The organism is Leptolyngbya sp. PCC 6406 (genome assembly GCF_000332095.2).
In the GTDB taxonomy this organism is placed as follows: Bacteria; Cyanobacteriota; Cyanobacteriia; order Phormidesmidales; family Phormidesmidaceae; genus PCC-6406.
This window is the reverse complement of the sequence record NZ_KI913949.1, coordinates 1931492-1953165: the sequence shown is the minus strand read 5'-3', so window position 1 is coordinate 1953165 and position 21674 is coordinate 1931492. Positions and strand designations below refer to the sequence as shown.

12 protein-coding genes are annotated in these 21674 nt (G+C 57.9%); 4 read left to right on the top strand and 8 right to left on the bottom strand.

Annotated features, from left to right (window positions below):
* Window positions 1-39: 39 nt before the first annotated feature.
* The 4 genes from LEP6406_RS0208875 to LEP6406_RS0208860 all read right to left on the bottom strand — a co-directional run bounded on the left by LEP6406_RS0208875 (window position 40) and on the right by LEP6406_RS0208860 (window position 5770).
* Window positions 40-1443, bottom strand: coding sequence for an ABC transporter substrate-binding protein (locus tag LEP6406_RS0208875; protein ID WP_008312582.1), 1404 nt, complete (start codon window positions 1441-1443; stop codon window positions 40-42).
* Between the two features lie 204 nt (window positions 1444-1647).
* Window positions 1648-2619, bottom strand: coding sequence for an AEC family transporter (locus LEP6406_RS0208870; RefSeq protein WP_008312584.1), 972 nt, complete (start codon window positions 2617-2619; stop codon window positions 1648-1650).
* A 1021-nt stretch (window positions 2620-3640) separates the two neighbouring features.
* A complete protein-coding gene (locus tag LEP6406_RS0208865; protein ID WP_008315968.1) occupies window positions 3641-4003 on the bottom strand; it encodes a hypothetical protein in 363 nt (120 codons plus the stop codon).
* A 27-nt stretch (window positions 4004-4030) separates the two neighbouring features.
* Window positions 4031-5770 (bottom strand): ABC1 kinase family protein, encoded by a 1740-nt coding sequence (locus LEP6406_RS0208860; protein ID WP_008315966.1) that lies wholly within the window; start codon window positions 5768-5770, stop codon window positions 4031-4033.
* A 778-nt stretch (window positions 5771-6548) separates the two neighbouring features.
* Here LEP6406_RS0208860 and LEP6406_RS0208855 point away from each other — a divergent pair.
* Together LEP6406_RS0208855 and LEP6406_RS0208850 are read left to right on the top strand one after the other, a co-directional pair.
* Window positions 6549-10487: a hypothetical protein gene (locus LEP6406_RS0208855; RefSeq protein WP_162160828.1), complete on the top strand. Its 3939-nt coding sequence runs from the start codon at window positions 6549-6551 to the stop codon at window positions 10485-10487.
* Window positions 10488-10600: 113 nt separating this feature from the next.
* Complete coding sequence (locus LEP6406_RS0208850) at window positions 10601-11962, top strand: S41 family peptidase (protein WP_008318128.1); 1362 nt, start codon at window positions 10601-10603, stop codon at window positions 11960-11962.
* 1 nt (window position 11963) lies between these two features.
* On the opposite strand, the gene LEP6406_RS0208845 is transcribed toward LEP6406_RS0208850, so the two are convergent.
* The 4 genes from LEP6406_RS0208845 to LEP6406_RS0208830 all read right to left on the bottom strand — a co-directional run bounded on the left by LEP6406_RS0208845 (window position 11964) and on the right by LEP6406_RS0208830 (window position 16607).
* Entirely contained in the window at window positions 11964-12455 is a 492-nt protein-coding gene (locus LEP6406_RS0208845) for a DUF427 domain-containing protein (protein WP_008318127.1), read from the bottom strand.
* Window positions 12456-12477: 22 nt separating this feature from the next.
* Window positions 12478-13668, bottom strand: coding sequence for a TRC40/GET3/ArsA family transport-energizing ATPase (locus LEP6406_RS0208840; RefSeq protein ID WP_008318126.1), 1191 nt, complete (start codon window positions 13666-13668; stop codon window positions 12478-12480).
* Window positions 13669-13981: 313 nt separating this feature from the next.
* Window positions 13982-16378, bottom strand: coding sequence for a DUF3769 domain-containing protein (locus LEP6406_RS0208835; RefSeq protein ID WP_008318122.1), 2397 nt, complete (start codon window positions 16376-16378; stop codon window positions 13982-13984).
* Window positions 16379-16490: 112 nt separating this feature from the next.
* A complete protein-coding gene (locus LEP6406_RS0208830) occupies window positions 16491-16607 on the bottom strand; it encodes a photosystem II reaction center protein I (RefSeq protein ID WP_008318120.1) in 117 nt (38 codons plus the stop codon).
* Window positions 16608-16818: 211 nt separating this feature from the next.
* Here LEP6406_RS0208830 and LEP6406_RS0208825 point away from each other — a divergent pair, with 211 nt between their 5' ends.
* A complete protein-coding gene (locus tag LEP6406_RS0208825) occupies window positions 16819-20232 on the top strand; it encodes an alpha-mannosidase (protein ID WP_008318118.1) in 3414 nt (1137 codons plus the stop codon).
* A gap of 161 nt (window positions 20233-20393) precedes the next feature.
* Window positions 20394-21632, top strand: coding sequence for a vWA domain-containing protein (locus tag LEP6406_RS0208820; RefSeq protein WP_008318116.1), 1239 nt, complete (start codon window positions 20394-20396; stop codon window positions 21630-21632).
* Window positions 21633-21674: the final 42 nt, after the last annotated feature.

Genomic DNA, 21674 nt, shown 5'->3' with positions numbered 1-21674 from the left:
TGCCTCGGGATTGACTGCCTCGGGATCTACTAGCAGGATTTACCAGTCTGCAAAGATTTGCTCGATAGCCGCGATCGCAGTATCTGTCGCATCCTCAGGGGAAACGTTCTGGACCACCACACTACGCACCGCTTGACCCCAGATATTCTGAGCCTGTACCTCGCTATAGGCCGGATTGTACACGGTGGGCAAGGGGCGCGTCTGGGTAAACTGCTGCGCCGCCACTGAAGTATGGGGGTCGGTAGTGTCGGTCCAGAAGCTGCCCTGGAGCAATTCTGGCATGACTGGGAAAAATCGTCCCTGGGCTCCTTCAATATACTGGGCCAGGATCTCCGGCTGGATTAGGTAGGCCACAAAGGACTTAGCTGCCTCCATCTCGGGAGAATCAGCAAAAATAGCTACCTGTTTAGTAGAGGCGATGTACTGTAAGGGCTCTCCACTGGGGGTATTGGGCCAGGGAATCGTCATCATCTGCTCGTTGTAAGTTACCGGATCCTGGCGTTGGGAGCCCGGAATCGACATGGTTGGATTCGGCGTCATCAGCGTCAACCGACTCAGGAAGGTCACATTATTATCCGGATCCCCCCATTCCGTCGCATTGGGGGGCACATCCCCAGAAAAATAGTACTGAGTGTAGTCCGTCAGAGCTGCAACGATGCCAGCGCGTACTTCGGGCACCTCCAAAAGAAGATTTCCCTGGGGGTCAATCAAGACCACACCATAGGCTTCTAGAAACTGCTCAAAGGTATAGGTGGTATCCGTTGCCGCCACCGACATGGGCAACCCCAGCCCATGGAGCCCCTCATTTCCGGTTTTGGCACGCAGATCACCCTGGGCTGTGGCCCAAAACTGCCAAAAACTATCCCAGTCCTGGGGAATATCCGCCGCAGTTAACCCCACCTCTGCCAGTAGCGACTGCCAATAGTGAATATGAATCGTCTGCTGGGAAATGGGTACAGCGTAGTAGCTCCGCTCCCCTGCCTCATTGTTTTGATAAAAGACGCTCTCCAGAGCCTCCGGACTGTAGAGTGTCTTAACGGGCTCCAGCACATCTGTCACGTCCGCCAGCTTCCCCTGCCAAGCCAATTGGGGCAGCACGGAAAAATCTAGACTGTAGCCATAAATAATGTCAGGGGGGGTGCCCGCCGCGATCGCACGCTCACTCTGCTGGATCAGATCCTTTTCGCTATAGAACTGTAATTCTACTGGGGTACCAGTTTCTTCAGACCAGTCATTGACCGCTTGACGAATGGCCTCTGTTTCTTCAGGGTAATAGCCCTCGCTCCACCAAATTTCCAGCCCTTCGGAGCCGCCACCACCGCCAAGTTGAGGTCCACTCTCTCCACAGGCTGTCAGGATCCCGAGAGCTAAGACCCCTAATCCCAGGATCTTACCGCTACGGGAAAAAGATCCCCCTCTCCAGCCAGTTGCAACCCAAGTCATAGCCGAATTAATCCGTTTCCAAAAAGAACATTGCCGAAGAAGATACTGCAACCCGCCTGCATCATACCGTTATTAGTGTAAGCACTGGCTTTGCTCCGTGATCATTATCACTGCAAGATCGCCAACAACCAAGTTCCCCAAAACGGTGTTAAAGAATCCCGCTTCTAAGCTCAAAGGGGCAGGATAGGCCCAGGGGTTGTGCCCCTACCAAGTGCAGAAGCCCCACAGCCACAGGGGTAGGGTCAATAACAGTACAACAGAACTGATGCCCACACAGGTCACCGCCAACTCTCGATCCAGGTTGTAGGTTTCCGAAAGCACTAGGGTAGCAAAGGCAGAGGGCATACCCGCCTGAAGTACCATGACCAGCCGGGATGGCCCCGCCATCCCTAGGACCGTCAGCGCCACGCCGACAACCAGGGGAACCAGCACCATGCGAATGCCCACAGCACCTGATGCAGGTTTGAGATTGCCCCAAGACCGCAACTGTTGCAGGCGCATCCCCATTAGCACCAAGGACAGCATCACCATGGACCAAGCAAACCCATTCAGCGTAATGTCTAGCAGCTCGGGAAAGACCACCGGACGCAGGGCTAACCCCAGGATAAAGGCCAGGATAGTCGGGTTTTTGAACAGTTCCTTCAGGGTCGCTCGCCAACTTCTCGACGTTCCTCCTGGCTGCTCTCCAAACTGAGCCGCCAGGATCACCCCCACAATGTAGGCCCCGAGCAGCGTCCCCAATACATCGTAAAACAAGGCCCAGCCAAAGTAGTCGGGGCCTAATTGGGGCAGCAGCAGTACCACGGGGAAGCCGATATAGCCCGTGTTACCTAGCATCGCCGCCAGGGAGAAGGTTCCCTGGGCGGGGCGAGCCCAGTTTCCCAGTTGGGGCCTGAGCCAAAATCGACTGCACAGGAGAGCCAAGGCCATAGCGCCCCAAGCTACTAGGGGCGCTAAGAATACTCCGCCAGATAGGTTTGCCCGGTGGAGAAAGTTGACGATGCTGATGGGGACGCCAATTAAAAACAGGAACTTACCTAGCCAAGCGGGTAGATCCTGATGCAAAGCGCGTTTGCTAAGACGATGAATCCAAGGCTGGCTAAGGCCAAAACTCATCAAGGCTCCCACCAAAACCGCTGCACAGATGGGGACATACAGGCGAACTAAAAACCACATGGGTAGACCGGTCCTAAAGTGGCAGACGCACGACAGTCAATATTCCCAAGCTATCTCCGGTAATTACGGTTACCGATTTGACTGTCTAAGTTAGCAATGCTGGCAATATGGCAATCCCAGGGCTTGCCTCCTCGGCAGACAAGCTCTGCCATACCTCAATAGTCTTCTTGGGGTATGGTCGAGATTCAGAACAGTTCTGAGGGTTTTTCTGGAGAAATTTACCCTCGGATCCTAATACCCTGCGGTATAAATTCTGACCCTGGTTGACTGACAAACGTTAAGGCGCGGTTGGTTAAAGCCGCATAGTAAGGGACTCGCAGGAAAATAACGTACCCGCTCCGCCGATCGGGCTTGCTCCCTGGGGGAGCCATTCCATGTTGGCGCAGCCTGTCTGAAAGACATACGACTTTGCTCAGCCCTCGATCACTGAAGGTTGAGCGAAGTTGTTTGCGTAGCGTCTCCCGAAGGGAGAAAACCTGGCCACTGGGTACACTATATAACTCGCAGCTCCCTAAGCTTCGCTGCCCATCCGCCAGGGAATAAATTGCCCTGGCTCATCGCAGAAGTCCGTTAAAACGGACTCGCCCCCCTATCCCCAGCCCAGCTCCCAGTCCATTTTCAATGGACTTAACCTTGTAAGCCGGGAATTTTGAATTCCCGGCGGGCTGACAGCGCTGATACCGACTTGACATTTTGTAGCCCTCTACTCCTTGTCGCACTCAGGTTGATTTTCAGGGTTTCGTAGGGTGCATTCGCGGCACCAACATCCTCTGTAAATGCGGGATCACCTTGCTTAGCCGAAATGCACCGCTATTAAAACCCAGATGGTGCTAGAGGATGGAGAAACCGTTCATAACGCTTTTTGCGATCGCAACTTCTATCGCCGTCAACTCCGGGGAAAAGTCCCGTTCCTTGACCCAAGCTACGGGAACTACGGCCCCTCTTTCACAGGGCGAGGGGGTTCTGAACAGTCTGGCTTCCCTGCTCCCATTTTGTAGGTTATGGAAAGCTCTGGAATCCTTTAGAAAGCGTCTAGATCTAGGGCTTTGGAGCCGCCCCGCTCAATCTGCACCAGGATTACCCCGAGTTGCCGCCACACTAACAACGCCATGAAGGCTGTTAAGACTAGGGCTAAACCATAGGCAATATTGGCGGGGAAGCCGAAGAATTGAATTCCGGAGGCGAGAAACACACAAACCCCAGCGCAGATGGTGAAGTAGGGCAGTTTCAACGACAGGCTACGAATGGCTAGGAGGGATTGGCCATCCCGCCGGTCGGCCCAGTTGCGCGTGGACTGCTGTAGGGTGGCCCCAAAAGCAGAACCCGCCGCGATCGCAGCTAGGAAACCAGCCACCATGAGGACGTAGGGGGGTTGAGGGTACATAGGTGAAGAATTGTGAAATTGCCCCAATTATAGGGGCTGGCGGGGTGCGCTTCCCGAAGAGACGGGCTGGAAATTGGCTGCGATAGCAGCAACGGGAGGCACCCAGGCCGCAGCTTGGGCTAGGGACGAGGCCCACAGGGCTTCCCAGGCGGCTCCCAAGACCCGTGTGGGGGTTAGGTCTTCCTTCACCAACTCCCAGAGCTTTTGCACCTCTTCGGTTTGGAATTGATTGTCTTCGGTGAGGGCGAGGAGGAGCTTTTGACGCAGATATTTTCCCTCATCCGACACGAGATAGCTGAGCCCCAGTCCCGCCGTAGGTAGCAGGTCAAAGCTGTCATCACTGCGGGCGATCATGAGCAGGTTTTCCAGCCGCTGCCACTGGAACTTGCCGTCCTTGAAAAGTACCTCTAGTAGTCGTCGCCGCAGGGATGGCGTTTCCCCCATCAGCAGACGGCGGGCCACGTAGGGATAGGCGATGTCCACAATTTTGAAGTTGGGATTGAGGCTAAGGGCTAGTCCCTCCTGGGTGACCAGGGAGCGGATAATCAGGGCAAACTTGGCGGGCACCCGGAAGGGGTACTCGTACATCAGCTCCGAGAAGCGATCGGTGATGGTTTTGAAGTTAAAATCGCTGACCTTGGCTCCGAGGGCATCCCCCAGCACTGATTCCAGAGCGGGGATGATGGGAGTAATGTCAGTGTCAGGGGTGAGAAACCCCAGCTTGACAAAGTCTGCTGCTAGTTTGACGTAGTCCTGGTTGATTAGATGGACAACGGAATCCACCAGGGTTTCCTTTGTCTCCTGATCTAGCTTGTCCATCATGCCGAAGTCGATGTAGGCCATGCGCCCATCGGGTAGGGCGAAGAGATTACCGGGATGGGGGTCGGCATGGAAGAAGCCAAACTCTAGGAGCTGCCTTAGCCCCGCCGTGACTCCAATTTCAATCAGAGTGTCGGTGCTGAGTTCAGCCTGCTGTACACGCTCGGTATCAGTGAGTTTGAAGCCGTTGATCCACTCTAGGGTAAGCACTTTACCGCTGCTGTAGCGCCAGTAGATGCAGGGCACCTTGACTTTAGGATCGTCTTGAAAGTTGACGGCAAAGGCTTCGGCGTTGCGGCCTTCATTCAAGTAGTCAATTTCCTCAAACAGCTTAGTGCCAAACTCGTCCACAATCAGGGTCAAGTCATGACCAAGATTTAGGGGCAAAAAGTGCCGCAGCCAGCCAGCGGCCCAGCGCATCAGGTGCAGATCGCAGGTGAGCGTCGGTAAGAGGTTGGGGCGCTGTACCTTGACTGCCACTTCTTCGCCAGTGAAGAGGCGGGCGCGATAAACCTGCCCCAGGCTGGCGGCGGCGATGGGGTCAGGCGTGATATAGCTAAACAAGTCTTCAGGGGCGGCCCCCAGTTCTCGCTCGATGATGGCCCAGGCCGTGGCGTTATCGCAGGGGGGCAGTTGATCCTGAAGTTTGGCGAGTTCGTCGAGGAAATCGGGGCGAATTAGGTCAGGTCGGGTGGAGAGGGCCTGACCCACTTTAATAAAGGTGGGGCCGAGGCGGGTTAGTAATTGCCGGAGTTGGGTAGCCCGCTGGGGCTGGTTTCGGGCTTCTTGATGAAACCAGCGATCGCACAACAGCCCAAACACAAAACTGCCCAGCATCAGAATGACTTGGAGGGCACGGAGGAACACCCGCCAGGGGCGCTTGCGATAATAGCGGGCAATCGCTTGGGGATCGTAGCGCTTCATTTGCGAGAACTGAGACTGAACCACGGACGCCTCATCTCCTATGGGAGTGAACACACTGAAACCGCTGGGGAGCTTTCTAAGGTTCCCCCTGGGAAGCCTGAAACTAGTACTCTGCGGCGTCAATATCCTCACCGTTCTATCGTGGGAAACCTCGGCCCCCCAGCCCTCTTCCGAGGGGAGAGGGGACTAGAAATTGTTGGGCTGACGCGACAATAGTGGGCTGATTTACGCCCTGCGGTACTAGGGCTAAAAGAATCGTTTTAGGGGTGATGTCACAGCTTGTTTATTAGGCTGAAAGAGAAAAATCTGCTTCCCTAAATCTTTTGCAGTAGCTACACAATAGTATAGAAAAATACAGATGCCACCGTTGCTTTGTTAAGCAGTGTTGCACGAAATCCGCTCTCCGCAGCCATTGACGAGAGTCAATGGTTTTTTCGTGTTGCTGTCCCTGCATTGGGCGCGGAAACCGCCCCTACGGGATTAACTTCAATCTTGGATTACCCGGCACTGGGTAGGGCGGGTTTTGAGCCTCCCATTTGGGATTTCCCCGTAGACACGAGCCAAACCCGCCCCTACGGGATTTATCCCATCACCCCAATACCCCAATACCCCAATACCCCATCACCCCAATACCCCATCACCCCAATACCCCATCACCCCAATACCTCATCACCCCAATACCTCATCACCCCAATACCTCATCACCCCAATACCCCATCACCCCAATACCCCATCACCCCATCACCCTCCCCTTAGGTCTAAAAGACTGCCATGATAGGCGCATATTTTCTTGCATGGTTCTATGGCTCCCCCTGTTGACCCTCTGCCTAACCTTCGGGTGTCCTTGCCAAGCAACCACCCCAATTTGCTTCAGGGGCTGGAAGCATGGATGCAATTGGGGCTGATATCAGAGGCTCAACTGCGATCCCTCTGTGAGGAGCACTTGATCTGTGCGGTGCCTTTTCCAAGGATTAATGTTCCGGAACTCGGTGGTCTAGCACACCCTCCAGCGGGGCTGCGGCTGGATCCGACTGGGTACGATAGCGCTGTGATGTCTCCCTTTGCATCTGTGCCCAGGGTGGAGGAAGGGGAGTCCAGTTCCCAACCTGAGGTGCAGCCTTCTCCCCCGGTCCCCCCGGTCCCCCCGGTCCCCCCGGTCCCCCCAGTCCCCCCGGTTCCTCGCGTGGTCCGGGCCTTTATGGACGAGCTAACGGTCATCTGGCTGTTGTTACTGGGGGTTTTTCTTGTCGTCGTGTCGTCGGTGGTGCTGGCGGCAACCCAGTGGCAGCAGGTCTCGCCGGTGGGTCAGTACACCATTTTGCTGGTCTATACCCTGGCTTTTTGGCAAATGGGGCAGTGGACAGCTCGTCAGGATAACTTGCAGGCGACGAGCCGCATGTTACAGGTCACAACGTTGCTAATTATCCCGATTAACTTCTGGACCATTGCGGCCTTTGGCCTGGGGCAGCGGGGGGTGAGTGGTTTGGGGGTGGCCGCGATCGCGGCTCTGGTTCTGTCTGCCATGACTCGACAATTGCTGGGGTCGCGGCCTCGGTGGGTGTGGCTCAATGCCTTGGGGCTGAGTTGGTTGCATTGGGGTTGGGCTTTTCCAGGGGTGCCCTTGGTGGCCATTTATGGCGGTGTTCTGGGGACGGCGGTGATGAGCTGGCGCTTCACTGCGCCCCGTTCTCGTCGGGGACTGATTCTGCTGGTTTTTGCCAATCTGTTGCTGATGGGGCGGGGGTGGTTGACGGCGGGGGTACCGGGGACTGCCCTGGGTCTGGCGGTGGCTCTCTTGGGCTGGAGTTTGTGGGTACAGGCTCCGAAGGTGGCCCATTCTGAGGCTCAGCGGCGGGGTATTCAAGGGTTGGGGGCGACGGGATTGCTCTTGGGTTGGTTAGTAACGGTGGGAGCCCATCCCCTCCAGTCCATTGCTGTCGGTGGGTTAATCCTCGGGGTGTTGCTGGTCCAGGTGCGGCGCACGAGAAATTTGGGCCTCTGGGGACTGGCTTTAGCGATGGGGTTGCAGATCTATATCCAGCTTTGGCGCTGGGTGCCGGAGACAGTGCGATCGCAGTTTGTCTCCAGCTTGGAAACTCTGCTCCGGACATCGCTGTCGGGGGAACAACTGCTGGGACTGGCGCTGTTTCCCTATGTCATCGGGTTGGTGGTGGTGGCGGGAGGGCTGCGGCGGCGGGAGCACCTTCCCCTGGCCTATCTGACGGAGGTCGTGGCTCTGGGATTGGGGGGATTGGCGCTAGTCCCCGGTGTGGGCAATGTTGCAGTGCGATCGCTGTCGCTGATCCTGGGGGCAATTACGCTGATCAGCGGCTACCGCCTAGGCCGTCAACGTCCGGCTTGGCTGGCCTATCTGGCCCATGGGGTGACGGTGTTAGCTCTGCTTTCCATCGTGGATTGGGCCTTCCCCACCGCCTCGTTGGGCTTTTGGGGCCTGGTGTTCCTGGGGCTGACGGGGGTGGAGTGGGGGCTGGCCTGGGGGCTGCGGGCGGTGGGTGCGGGACTCTTGGGGTCGGGATCTCTATGGAAAACCATGGGCTGGCACTGGGGCTTGGTTCTCGCCAGCATTAGCTATGTCCTGTTTCAAGGTCACTTGTTTCAGCTTTCTCTAGGGGAGGGATGGGAGGCTTGGAATCAGGCGCTTCCCCCCACCCAGAGCTATTGGGCTTTGCCATGGCTGGCGGTGCCTGTTCTCCTCACGTTCCTCAACTATCAACATCCCCTGCCGGATCAACGTCCTCTGGCGGGGGGACTGGGGGCTGGAGCCAGTTGGCTGGGGGTAGGTCTGGGGATGATCTCTGCACCGACAGCCTTGGTGAGTCTGGGCACAGCGGCCCTCTGTACAGGGGTGATCAGCGGTCGGCTGCCCCAGCGGATATTAGCAATCATGGCGGTGGGCTGGGGGGTGATGGCGGGCCTCGTGGTGGTGGTGCATTACCAACCCTGGGGTCTATTGGATTCGACTGGGTCAGCCCTGATCCTGTGGGGACTGTGGGGACTGCGGGCAGTGGTGAGTCGCGGTGCTGGTCCCCTAGCCCAGCGCTATGTTGACGCTTTGAATGGTTGGGCGATCGCGGTAGCTTGGGTGATCTTGCTAGGGGCAACCCTGGTTCTACCTCAACATTTAGGGTCCTGGGGGGGGGTGGAACCGATGCTGCCGGAACAGGTGTTGCCTGCGCTGGGCTTGACGGTGGCGGCTATCGCTTTTCGTCTCTGGCAGCAACCGACAAACCTGGGTTATCTGGCCCTGGCTTGGGGCGCAGAACTCTTGTTGTTGTATGGCTTTGTCCTGCGGGGACAGTCCCTAATGGTTTTAGCGACCTGGCATACTGCCCTAGCCCTGGGCACCCAACTGGCGGGGGATGGGGCCTTGGCCCTGGCCCGTCGTCGCCGGCAACGGCCTCGGGTCCGACTCAGTTGGGCGGTGGTTCCCCTGGCTTTTGGGGCACTGGCTTTCGGGCTGGCCCATCTGGAATTCGCCGCTAGTACGGGGCTGTACACCCTGGCTACGGGGGTGGTGGGGATTGGCGTGGGGCGACGCCAGCGGGCCTGGGGTCTATTCACCGTTGGCGGTATTGGGCTGCTGAGTCTGGGAGCCTATGAGCTACTGGGTTACCAGATCCTCCAGGGCAGTGGGGGGGAATTGGGGGATGCTTTTGTTCTCTGTGGTCTGTTGGCTGCCGCGATCGCGGTAGGCGTTGGGTTAGGTCTAGGGGGACTGCGGCGCTGGTGGCGGTGGCCCCAGGAACGGGTGGCCTGGGTAGGCCATCTGCACTGGGGCTTGGCGGTGATTCAGACCATCGCGGCGGCGACAGCCGGTATGAGTCCGACCTTCCATGCCTGGGGGCTGGCCCTAGCCCTAGGGTTGGCAGGGTACGCTCTCTGGCAGGGGCGGCGGCAGCGAGGCTGGGTTTATTGGGGCGTAGCCGCTTTGATGGCGACGGTCCTCTATTGGCTACCCTGGGGAATTGTGGAGCCTTGGGCAGCGGCGATCGTGGCCGCGATCGCCGTTGTCCTCTATGAGTTGCCCTGGAATCGTTGGGGTTGGCCCCTGCGCCCCTGGCAGCGATCTCAACTCATTTTTCCCGGCGTGATTGCCTACATTAGCTTCTACAATCACCTCATCAGCTTCTACGATACTAGCCCCGCCAGCTATCTCCTCGTGGGGGGATTCTACGGTTGGATGGCGCTACGAGAACAGCAGGTCCGTCTCAGCTATGTGGGCATTGTCCTAGCAGATATTGCCCTTTTCCAGCTCAGCGACACCTGGTTTGCAGACTGGGTACTGCTGCCGATCACGCTCCTGAGTGTATCCCTGCTGTACATCGCCCAGGTCGATCCGGCATTGCAAGCCGGCGATCGCCGTCAACAACGGCACTGGATGCGATCGCTGGCGGTGGGGCTGGTCTGTCTCACCGCCCTAATCCAGGCGGGAAATCAGCTTGGCCCCGCCCTACTAGTAGCCCTCTTGGGGCTGGGCCTAGGGGCACTGGGGTTGGGGTTGCGAGTGCGGGCCTATCTCTATGCCGGCACGATCACCTTTGCCCTAGAGGTGATGAATCTGCTGTGGACCTTTATCAGCAATCAGGCATTATTGCTGTGGGGACTGGGAATTCTAGTGGGGTTGGCCTTAATCTGGCTAGCGGCCACCTTTGAATCTCGCCGCAGTCAAGCGATAGCCCTGATGGATGAGTGGCTAGGCCAGTTAGAAAGGTGGAACTAGGGGAGCACCACCCTGGACTCTTAGAGTGTTTCATAGGCGATACCCCTAATCTTGGCTAGACTTGGGGCAGGTTTTTGCCTCAATACCCCTGACGCCTCCGTGCTGGTGCCTCCATGACCCACTTCCGCTCTCCCTCTGCTCTTGGCTCCCTGGGTGGTGCGATGGCCCTAATGGGCCAGTCTGTGACCATCGCGACCACAGCCCTCACCTTTCTCTGGCCCGCTTACCCTGTTGCGGCCCAAACCGAGGCCACCTTTGAAGAAGGGCCAAAGGCGGTATTGGATGAGGCTTGGCAACTGGTTAATCGGGAATACGTAGATCCCACCTTTAATCAGGTGGACTGGGACGCGGCCCGACAGCGCTTGCTAGGAGGGGAATACAGCTCTCGGGATGCAGCCTATGCTGCCCTGCGCCAGGAGTTGAACCGCCTCAACGATCCCTATACTCGCTTTCTCGATCCTCAGGAATATTCGGACCTGACGGATCAAACCTCTGGGGAAGCCTCGGGGGTCGGGCTACAACTGCGCCGCGATAGCGAAAGCCAGACCGTTCTGGTGATGGAAATTCTGCCCGGATCTCCCGCTGAGCAAGCTGGGTTACAAGTCGGCGATCGCATCGTTCTCGTGGATAGTCAGGCCACTGATCGCCTCACCGCCGCCGGGGTTGCTCGACTGCTGCGGGGAGCTGAAAACAGCCAAGTCACCCTCACCTTTTCCCGCAATGGTGGCCAAAACCGCACGGTAATTCTGACACGGGTGCGCTTAGAACTGCCCACGGTCCACTACGCCCTACGACAAGTGGGAGATTACCGGATTGGGTACATCCGCCTTGATGAATTCAACGCCCACGCCGCCGAGCAAATGACCACCGCCATCAATACCCTCACCGATCTGGGAATTGATGGCTTTGTTCTAGACCTGAGGGGTAATCCAGGGGGACTGCTCTCCGCCAGTATTGAAATCAGCCGTATGTGGCTCCAGCGAGGACCAATTGTATTGACCCAGGGCCGTAGCGGCGCATCGGAACAGATTAGCGCTAACCGTACCGCCCTGACTCAGGCTCCCCTAGCCGTACTCGTGAATGCTCGTTCCGCCAGTTCCAGTGAGATTGTGACGGGAGCCCTCAAGGACAACGATCGGGCGGTGGTGGTGGGTACCACCACCTACGGCAAGGCTCTGGTGCAGTCTCTCTATGGTCTGGCGGATGGTTCTGGTCTGACGGTTACCGTAGCTCACTACTACACCCCCAACGGCACCGATATTAGTACCAGGGGGATCACCCCAGACATTGAGGTGGCCATGAGTGGTCGAGATCAACAGGTGCTCTTTGGAGATCCCCGACTCCTGGGCACGGAAGCCGATCCCCAATTTTGGCAAGCCGTTACCGCCCTAGAAACCACCATCATCGCCCAACGCCAGGGGGGCCAATCACCTCGCCAATTGGGTCGATCTTCGCCGGAAGATAGCGCCGAATAGGCTACCAGCCCCAGGTACCCATACTGCCTTTGAATGGTCCCACAATGTCGGAGGTAATCCAGCCGCCGTAGAAGTCTCCGGGTTGGGGCTGGACCTGCTCCTCATCTACGTAGCAGGCATCCATACGGCTGGGATAAACCGCCAGGTAATGGGCGATCTGGGAAAATTGTTCCGTGGGCGTGGGATAGGACCAAAACACATCCTCGGCAGTGCGATCGCCCACCGTCAGCGTGTAGTACTGAGCCATCCCCTTCCATTCGCAAAAAGTGGATCGCTGGGTCAGGGTCAAATACTGCGACGGCACCGCTTCTGGTGGCAGGTAATAGACCGGAGGATGGCTGGTTTCCAGCACCCGGTAAGTTTGGGTCGTGTCCGCAATCGTGACCCCATTAAACACCACCCGAATGCGGCGGGAAGAGGGCTCTAGTCGAGGGGGACGGGGGTAGTCCCAGACTGACTCCTGTCCGGGACCAGGAATGATAGGTTGAACCATGATGACGCCTACTGAATCATGCCTATACCGCAGCCGGTACAGAGGCAAAACGGATTTTGAGGTAATCGTCCTCCATCTTGGCACCGGAGGGACTGAGGGCAGCTAGGGCTTGGGGTAGCACTAGGTTGCGGCGATGGTTGCCGATGCGGATATTCAGTTCATCCGCCGTCTTGCTCAACTCCACCTTGTCCTTGGGAATACCGGGGAGGTAGATTTCTAGACTGTAGGCTCCCTCAACTTGCACCACCCGCAAGGTCGTCTCCTTGTAATAGACCTGGGTGGGATCTTCGTCGGCATAGAGCACCTCCTTCAGGCGCTCTAGGGCGGCAAGACCACACATCTCTTCGGAATACAGGGGCACCTCCTTGACGGGCAAGGGGCTGAAATTGTCGTGGATTTCCTGGCGATACTTTTGCTGCTGTTCCTTCCAGCGCAGAAAGAAGGGATCCTGCACTGAGTCAGGAATGATGCGGTTGGCAATCACCAGATCCGTCCCCACGTTGTAGAGGCTCAGGTAGGCATGGGCGCGCAGAGACTCCTTAATCACCATCTTTTCGGGGTTGGTCACCAACCGTACCGAGGTGATGCTAGGGTCGCTGAGTACTTTTTCCAGGGCCTCTAGCTGCTCGTAGAACTCGTAGGGCGCATCCATAACCTCAGTGGTGGGCAGGGAAAAGCCCGCAATGGGGCGAAACAGCGGTTCTACCAGGGGCCGCAGGGCGGCGGACACTGCTTGAAAGGGCTTGTAGAGACGGCGCATATACCAACCCGCCACCTCCGGCAGACTCAGCAGGCGCAGGGCCGTGCCCGTCGGGGCCGAGTCGATGATCAGTACGTCGAACTCTCCTTCGTCGTAGTGGCGCTTCATCCGCACCAGGCTGAAGATCTCATCCATACCAGGGAGGATCGCCAGTTCCTCTGCTTCAATGCCGTCTAAACCTCGGGCTTGGAGCACATCGGTGATGTAGCGCTTGACAGCTCCCCAATTTCCCTCCAGTTCCATCAGAGCATCTAGCTCTGCCCCCCAGAGGTTGGGGCGCACCAGACGGGGTTCGTGTTCTAGTTCTTGGTCAAAGCTGTCGGCCAGAGAATGGGCCGGATCGGTGCTGAGCACCAGAGTCTTGTAGCCGAGTTCGGCACAGCGCAAACCGGTGGCGGCGGCTACGGAGGTCTTGCCAACCCCCCCTTTCCCGGTCATCAAAATCACGCGCATGAAAACCTTTGCCTTTACTGAGTTGAAGAAACGTAACGTTGCTCCCACTGTATAAGGTTTACTGGGACTTCTGCACGGGAAGGGGCGTTCCGGCTTTGTTCTAGAGGCGGTTAGGGCGTGTGGAGAATTAACGAGGAAACCCTTGCAGGGTAGACATGACTACGCCCGCCCTACTGAATCAAGCTAGGGGCTGTCAACTTTACCTTTGGGAGTCTGCGTAGGTTGGGTGAAACGAAGTGGAACCCAACATGGCCCACCGCTGTTGGGTTCCACTTCGTTTCACCCAATCTACAAAATTAGGTTTGACAGGCCACTAGTAAATGACTCCACCTTCGACGGAGCGGACTTCTGCGCCATCAAAGGCGGCGGAGCGGCCAATCCAATCAAAGGCGCTGATGCGAAAGCCGACGAATCCCGTAGCTCGCTCGGGATTGATTTGCAGAATGAAGCCATAGGTGCGACGGCTATATTCCAAAAGATAATCGGTGCTGATGATGGCCCCTGTATCAAGGTTGATGGCGGTTTGAAACCCCACCCGCACCGGGCCATAGAGTTGTTGAATAATGCCGAAGGACAGGGTGTTTTGGTCAACGTTACGGTCGAAGACGAAGGGAGAAGTGCTGTCCCCCACAAAGGATTTGGAGTAGGTGATGTTCCACTGGGTGTAGTCAAAGAAATCTTCGGCAAAGTGGCCGAATTGACCCTGAAGACCGACGCTGGCACTGACGTTTTCTTGGCTATCGGCGTTGGTGTAGTAGGTGAAGGTGCCTCGGGTGCCCAGATTTAAATTGATGTAGGGGGTCAGGGGGCGGGGGCTGAACCGGAGTCCTTGATCGGCGGTGGCGGGGAGGGCTGTGCCCTGCCACAGGTTGATGGATCGGCTGAGGGCAAGGCTGCCCTGAAATCGGCCCAGACTGGCAAAGTTGTTGAGGGGGTTGAGGGCCAGGAGTTCGGGGCGATCGGTTATGGCGGTAATGTACTGAGCGCCCACCTGATAGCTGAGGTTAATGCCGGTATCGCCGAGGACGAAGTTGGGGGACCGGAGGACAAGGCCAACGCTGCTCTGAACGTCCTGAAAGCCGAGGGATCCATTGAAGAGGCGATCGCGGTAGCTGGCTTCAAAGTCGAGGGTATGGGAGGAGATCTGTTGCGCCACTCGAACACTGGCACGTAGGCGATTGTCAAAGTTCTCTAGATCTAGACCTGCGAGGTTGGCGGTGGCGGTGACGGCGGTTCTGGGGCCAAATTGTCCGGTCAGATCTGCGATCGCGCCAAAGTTAGCCAAGCTGCCCAGATCCGAATTGCTCAGAAACCGCCCGATCAAAAACTGGGGTGTAATCGTCAATTTCCAAGGGTCGGCGGTGGCAATGGAAAAGGACCGCTCCACAAACAGCCCATCTCGGTCCCTGCCATCAATGCCGATGCCCGTGGGCAGGGGATTCAGGTCTTCTTCATCCACTCCGCCGCGACTAAAGCGGATTCGAGAACGGAGGAGGGGCACCGTAAAGGCTTGGTCAAAGACGAGACGAGCATTTTCAATTTGCAACTCGTCTTCATTCTCATTGATCCGCACCAGGCGAGCAGAGTTGCCGCGAAATTCTAGCTCCGGGGGTGAAAAGGGATCGCTGGTGAGGCGAATTTCGTCTGCGGTCCAACCCGTAGCATCCAAGTCAATCCGATCTGCTTCAAATCGAAAGCGTTGAATATCTCCCTCTTCTTGAAGGGGGCCAGTAATTAAGGTACCCGTGGCCAAGCTGCTGCCCCCCAGGGAAGTGACATTGCGGACGGGGCCGGTATCGCGGAGACGTTGGGTAATGGGGCGATTTGCGGCCACCGAGGCATCCCCCGGCAGAATGTTGGCGAAATCCTCGCCCGCCGTGGGCAAGAAGATTTCCCCCCGAGCCTGGTAGAGACTCCCATCTCCCTGCAATAGGTTGTACTCCAGGCGTTCCCCTTCGATGCGCTGGTCTCCTCGCAGCAGAACCACATTGCCCTCCGCCAGAACAAAGCGATTGATCAGGTTGACCCACAGGCGATCGGCATAGAGAAGGCCATTGCCAACCCTGAGACGTACATTGCCCCGTGCGATGACCACCTCGCGTTCGGGGTCAAAGATTTGGGAGTCGGCAATTAAATCGAGGGGAATGGCGGGGCTACTGGTAGGAAGGGTAGGGGGGAGTAACTGACCTTCTCCAGTGACAGCGCCGTTGCTCCAATTGGGTTCTGGCGTTGCCCCTCGGGGGACACGGGGAATTGCGTACTCCGGTGATTGGCGTTCTGGGGCGGCTGGGGGTGAACTCTGGCTAAGGGCTTGAGAGGGGATTGCCTGGGCCTGACCGCTAGGGGCAAGGGGGAAGGGGGCTCGCCGGGGAGCTGGGGGAACACCCCGGCCAACCTGGAGGGATGTTCCTAGAGATTGGGCTGAATCTTCGGCCCGTTCGGGAAACAGGCGATCGCGTCCTGATTGGGACGACAGATCGATCACCTCCGGCTCGGGACTCGGGGGCGCAGTTCTGGCTACGCTGGGTGCAGTGGTCTGCCCAAACTCAGGGGACGGGGCGGGCAGCGGTTGCAGGGAGGTGTTGGGGGCAATTGCGGTTCTGCCTGGAACGAGATGCCCTGGAAAAGAGAGGAGAAAGTCTTCTTCCCTGAGGTCGGGGGCGATCTCAATAATGGGAGGAGGCTCTGGAGGAGGCAGAGGATAGGGCATGGGCAAAACCGCCACGACTCAAAATTAAAGCCCGACAAGCGGGCTTAAAACAGCGTTCTCAATGCAATAGCATTGGGACAGCTATGGAGATTGATAGGACCCTTCCTAACAATTACTCAAGATCTTGACGACCGGGATTCCGGGCGGGATCACCACTCAAAAACCCGAAGATGAACAGCCCAACGAAGAAGGCAACGACGAGATAAACGACAATCTTCAGCGTTAACATTGAAGACTCCCTAAATATACAGACGGCAATCAGTATTGCCTATGATATCGCCAAATGAACCGATGCTCGATGCTGTTATCTATTCCTTTGGAGTGACGGTGTTGGGGGCTGGGGGTTCCAGAGTGATGCTCGATAAGATCCGAGGGTATCCCGGCGGTCCTTTTTCTGAATGAGGGGAGATGATGGGAAAACCTGTGATGGTTCTTCCCCTATGGCTCTGCTCTTTTCCCAAACTGCCCCTCGGACTCAGGTTTTGGACTGGATTGAGGTGATTGAGTCTGCGATCGCGAAATTGCGATCGCAAACCGAACAATCGGTGCAAGCCACCTGGCACCAGTGTCTGGACCTCCAGGACTTGTCCTCCCAGCAGGTGATTGAGGTGGGGGACACTTGGGAGATTGCCAACCTTAACGAGCGCCACCATATTCCCTGGCCCCGAGGTCAGCGCCAGCTCTGGCTATACCAGCGGATTCAAGTGCCGCCATCTGTGCAGCACTATCCCATCCAGGGGCACTGGCTGCGATTGGGGCTGACGTGGTGGGCGGATTTGGCCGAGATATTTGTCAACGGGGAGCGGGTGCAAACCGGGGATTTATTTGAATGCTTCACCCGAATCCTGCTCAGTGATGATGTCCAGCCGGGGGATAGCTTTGATCTGGCGCTGCACCTGATCAGTCCCGGCCATGATGACGGAGCCCTAGTGCGATCGCAATTAGTCTACGAAGCCCCGGAATCCTTGGGGGTCGAGCCGGGATTTGTCGCCGATGAACTTGCAGTGCTGACCCGGTACTTAGAGAAATTGGCCCCCGAGCTTTTAGAGACAGTAGTCGCTGCGATGGTCGGGGACCGGTCCAAAGGGACCATCGCGCCTCTGGACTGGTCCCATCTGGGGAATCAGCCCGTCTTTCTAGCGGAACTGCAAGCCCTGCGCCAACGACTGCTGCCCCTGAGCGATTGGATCAAACAGCGGGAGTTGGTCTGTGTCGGCCACGCCCACCTGGATTTGGCTTGGCTCTGGCCCCTAGAGGAGACCTGGGATGCGGCCCAGCGCACCTTTACATCGGTGCTGGAATTACAGCAGTCCTTTCCGGAATTGACCTATACCCATTCCAGTCCAGCCCTGTTCCAGTGGTTAGAGGACAACGAGCCCGCCCTGTTCCAGGCGGCACAATCGGCGGTGCGGCAGGGATGGTGGGCCATTGACGCCGGGTTGTGGGTGGAGCCAGAGTTGAACACCCTGGGGGGAGAATCCCTGGCGCGGCAGATTCTCTACGGTCAGCGCTACTGCCAAACTCGGTTCGGGTCGGTAAGTTCGGTGGCTTGGCTACCGGATAGCTTCGGATTTTCTGGGCAGTTGCCCCAACTTTTCCGACAGGGAGAAATTCGCTACTTTGCCACCCAAAAGCTGCGGTGGAATGACACCACTATTTTTCCCCACCACCTGTTCTGGTGGCGGGGGTTAGATGGAACCGACATTCTCAGCCTGACGCTGCCCCCCATTGGCAGTGATATAGACCCGGTGGCCATGGCGGAACAGGGGGCGCTGTGGGAGCAGCATACCGGCTTGTCCCAGGCGCTGTGGCTGCCGGGAATGGGGGATCACGGTGGGGGGCCGACCCGCGACATGCTGGAAAAGGCCCGCCGCTGGAGCCGATCACCGTTTTTCCCCCGGCTCACCTTTGGCCAGGTGGCAACGTTTTTGCAGGGGATGGAACCGGGGCCAGAAGCGTCCTTAGCGTCCTTGGGCATGGGCTCCCCTAATTCCATGGGGACTGATCCGGGGGCTGGTAAGCCTGGGGAATCGCCAGCATTGGAGACCCCGGAGGCAACCTTGGAGACCCCAGAGGCAACCTTGGAGACTCCCGATACGAATAGGCTCCCGGTCTGGCGGGACGAACTCTATTTGGAACTACACCGGGGCTGCTATACCACCCATGCCGATCAGAAGTGGTACAACCGCCGCTGCGAAATTACGCTGGGGCAGGCGGAACTGTGGGCCGCGATCGCAACGTTAGTCGCCCACCATCCCTATCCCCAGGCAGAGCTGGAAACTGCTTGGAAGCAAGCCCTCTTTAACCAATTCCACGACATTCTGCCGGGAACCGCGATCGCGCCGGTTTTCGCCACCGCAAACCAAGGTTGGCAGCAGTCGCTAGAGATAGGGGAACAGGTCTGGCGAGGTGCGATCGCGGCACTGCTGTCCCATCTGACCCACCCCCCCGCCCCTCACCCCGAGGCGATTCCCATTGCCGTATTCAACAGCCTCAACTGGAACCGGAGTGAGGTGGTGGAACTGGGGCTGCCAGGAGACTGGGCCACAGGCCATTGGCAGGTGATGGATGGGGCGGGACAGATCCTACCCAGCCAACGCAGTCAGCGTCGCCACGTACTCCCGCCGGGATGTTTGGGAAATTGCGATCGCGTTGATGAAATCCTGTTGTTCCCCGCCACGAACCTTCCCTCCGTGGGTTATGGCTGGTATTGGCTGGTACCCCAGGATGGGCCTGTGACCGTTCCCCCCACCCCCGCCTCCTGGCAACTGGAGAACGAATTTCTGATTGCCGTCATAGATCCCCAGAGCGGGGATCTGGTCAAGCTGTGGGATCGGCGGGAGGCGCGAAATGCGATCGCGGCCTCCGCTAACCAGATCCAGGGATTTCAAGACGCTGGCCAGTATTGGGACGCCTGGAATATTGATCCCAACTACAAAGACCATCCCCTACCCCCCACCCTCCTCAAGGACATCGCCTGGATTGAATCTGGCCCCCTGCGGCAACGGCTGCGGGTGGTGCGCCAATTGGGCCAATCCACCTTTCAGCAAGACTATGTTCTAGATCAGGGCAGTCCCCTCCTCAAGGTAGAGACCGTGGCGGACTGGCGGGAAACCCAGGTGGTGGTGAAAGCGGCTTTTCCCCTGACGGTGACCGCCACCGAGGCCACCTACGAGATTCCCTTTGGGGCCATTGCCCGCCCCATCCAATCTCCCGATCCTCACCAGGGGGCAAAGTGGGAGGTGTCCGCCCTGCGCTGGGCCGACCTGAGCGATGGGGATTACGGCGTAGCAGTCCTGACGGATTACAAGCATGGGTTCGATGCCACCCCCCAGCAACTTCGCCTGACCCTGCTCAAAGCGCCCCTCTGGCCCGATCCAGAAACGGATCGGGGTTGCCATGGGTTTAGCTATGCCCTGTTTCCCCACCCAGGGGACTGGCGGCAGGGGCGGACGCCGCACCAGGCCATCGCCTTTAGCCAACCCCTCCAGGCGATACTGGTGCCGGAGCACGATTCATTCCCGGTGGGGCCATCCCAGAGCCAACCGTCCCCAGCCCCTCTGACCCAGAGTCACCCGTTCCCCGAATGCGAGTCCCGGATTGCGCCCCACCGCCACAGCTTTCTCTCCCTGGGCACCGAGGCGGTGGCCCTAGCGGCCTTGAAACAGGCGGAGGATGGAGAGGGCTGGATTCTGCGCTGCTGGGATCTCTACGGTCAGGGGGGCGAGTTACAGCCCGAGACGGCCTGGGGTATTGACCACTGGACCCGCACCAATCTGCTGGAAATTTCCCAAGACATGGCCCATCCCCACACCCTAGCCCCCTGGACCATTGCCACCTATCGATTGGGTTAATTGCCCATCGCGCTTTCATCAGGGTGATAGGGATACGGAATCATCCGGCACAGAACATCCGGCTTTTTTCCGTTCACCCTGGTTTATCGTCAATTAGCCCAGCCCCATTGAGGATTGGTTATGGTGGTGTTTGGTCGGTTCGTTATTCCTGGAGCCATCCTATGAGCGTCGTTCTACAGTGCGCCCTGAGTGATCCCTATCTGGATAGCCATCAGGCCACCAGCCAGCGGCAACTGGCCATTTCCATGCAAGCGATCGCGGCTCCGGCCCAGGGCCATGCCCCCCTAAATTTGGGGCTAATTTTGGACCATAGCGGCTCCATGAATGGCCCTCCGTTGACTACGGTAAAAGAGGCTGCCGGACGCATTGTGGACCAGTTGACCCCAGCGGATTCCTTATCGGTAGTGGTCTTTGACCACAAGGCTAAGGTGCTGGTACCGCTGCAAGGGGTGAGCGATCGCGACCAGATCAAGCGCCAAATCTCCACACTGCGGCCCAGTGGCGGCACCGCCATTGATGAGGGGATGAAGCTGGGGATTGAACAGGCTGCCCAGGGCCGTCAGGGCAAGGTCTCCCAACTGTTTCTGCTCACCGATGGGGAAAATGAGCACGGCAGCAACGAGCGCTGTCTGAAGCTGGCCCAGGTTGCCGCCGACTATACCCTGACCCTCAATACCCTGGGCTTTGGGGATCATTGGAACCAGGATGTGCTGGAGCAAATCGCCGATGCGGGTGGGGGCACCCTCTCCTATATCCCCTCCCCGGAGACGGCGGTGGCGGAATTCAACCGTCTTCTCACTCGCGCCCAGGCGGTGTCCCTGACCAATGCCTATCTATACCTCACCCTGATGCCGGGGGTGCGGCTGGCGGAACTCAAGCCCATGGCCCAGGTGGCTCCGGAGACGGTGGAATTGTCCCCCCAGTTGGAGGGAGATACCATCGTTGTACGCCTGGGGGATTTGATGGTGGATGCGCCTCGGGTCGTATTGACCAATCTCTACATCGGAGCCCAGGGGGAGGGGAATTTTCCCATCGCCCAAGTCCAGATCCGCTACGATTCTCCCGGTACTGGCGAGGTAGAGGTGGCTTCGGAGGCGGTGACGGTGAGCGCGATCGCGCAGACCGCTTACCAACCCCAGCTTGATCAGCGGGTGCAGCGCCATGTCCTGACCCTGGCCAAGTATCGCCAAACCCAGATCGCGGAGCAGAAGCTTCAGGCCGGGGATCGGGTTGGAGCCGCTACCCTACTACAATCGGCAGCAAAAACGGCACTGCAAATGGGGGACACAGGAGCGGCAACGGTGTTACAGGAAAACGCCACGCGCCTACAGGCGGGAGAGGATCTGTCAGAACGCGATCGCAAACGCACCCGCATTGTCTCCAAAACCACGCTGCAATAACCCCCCTCAAGCGATCGGGCAAGGCTGAATCCTGGAGGAATT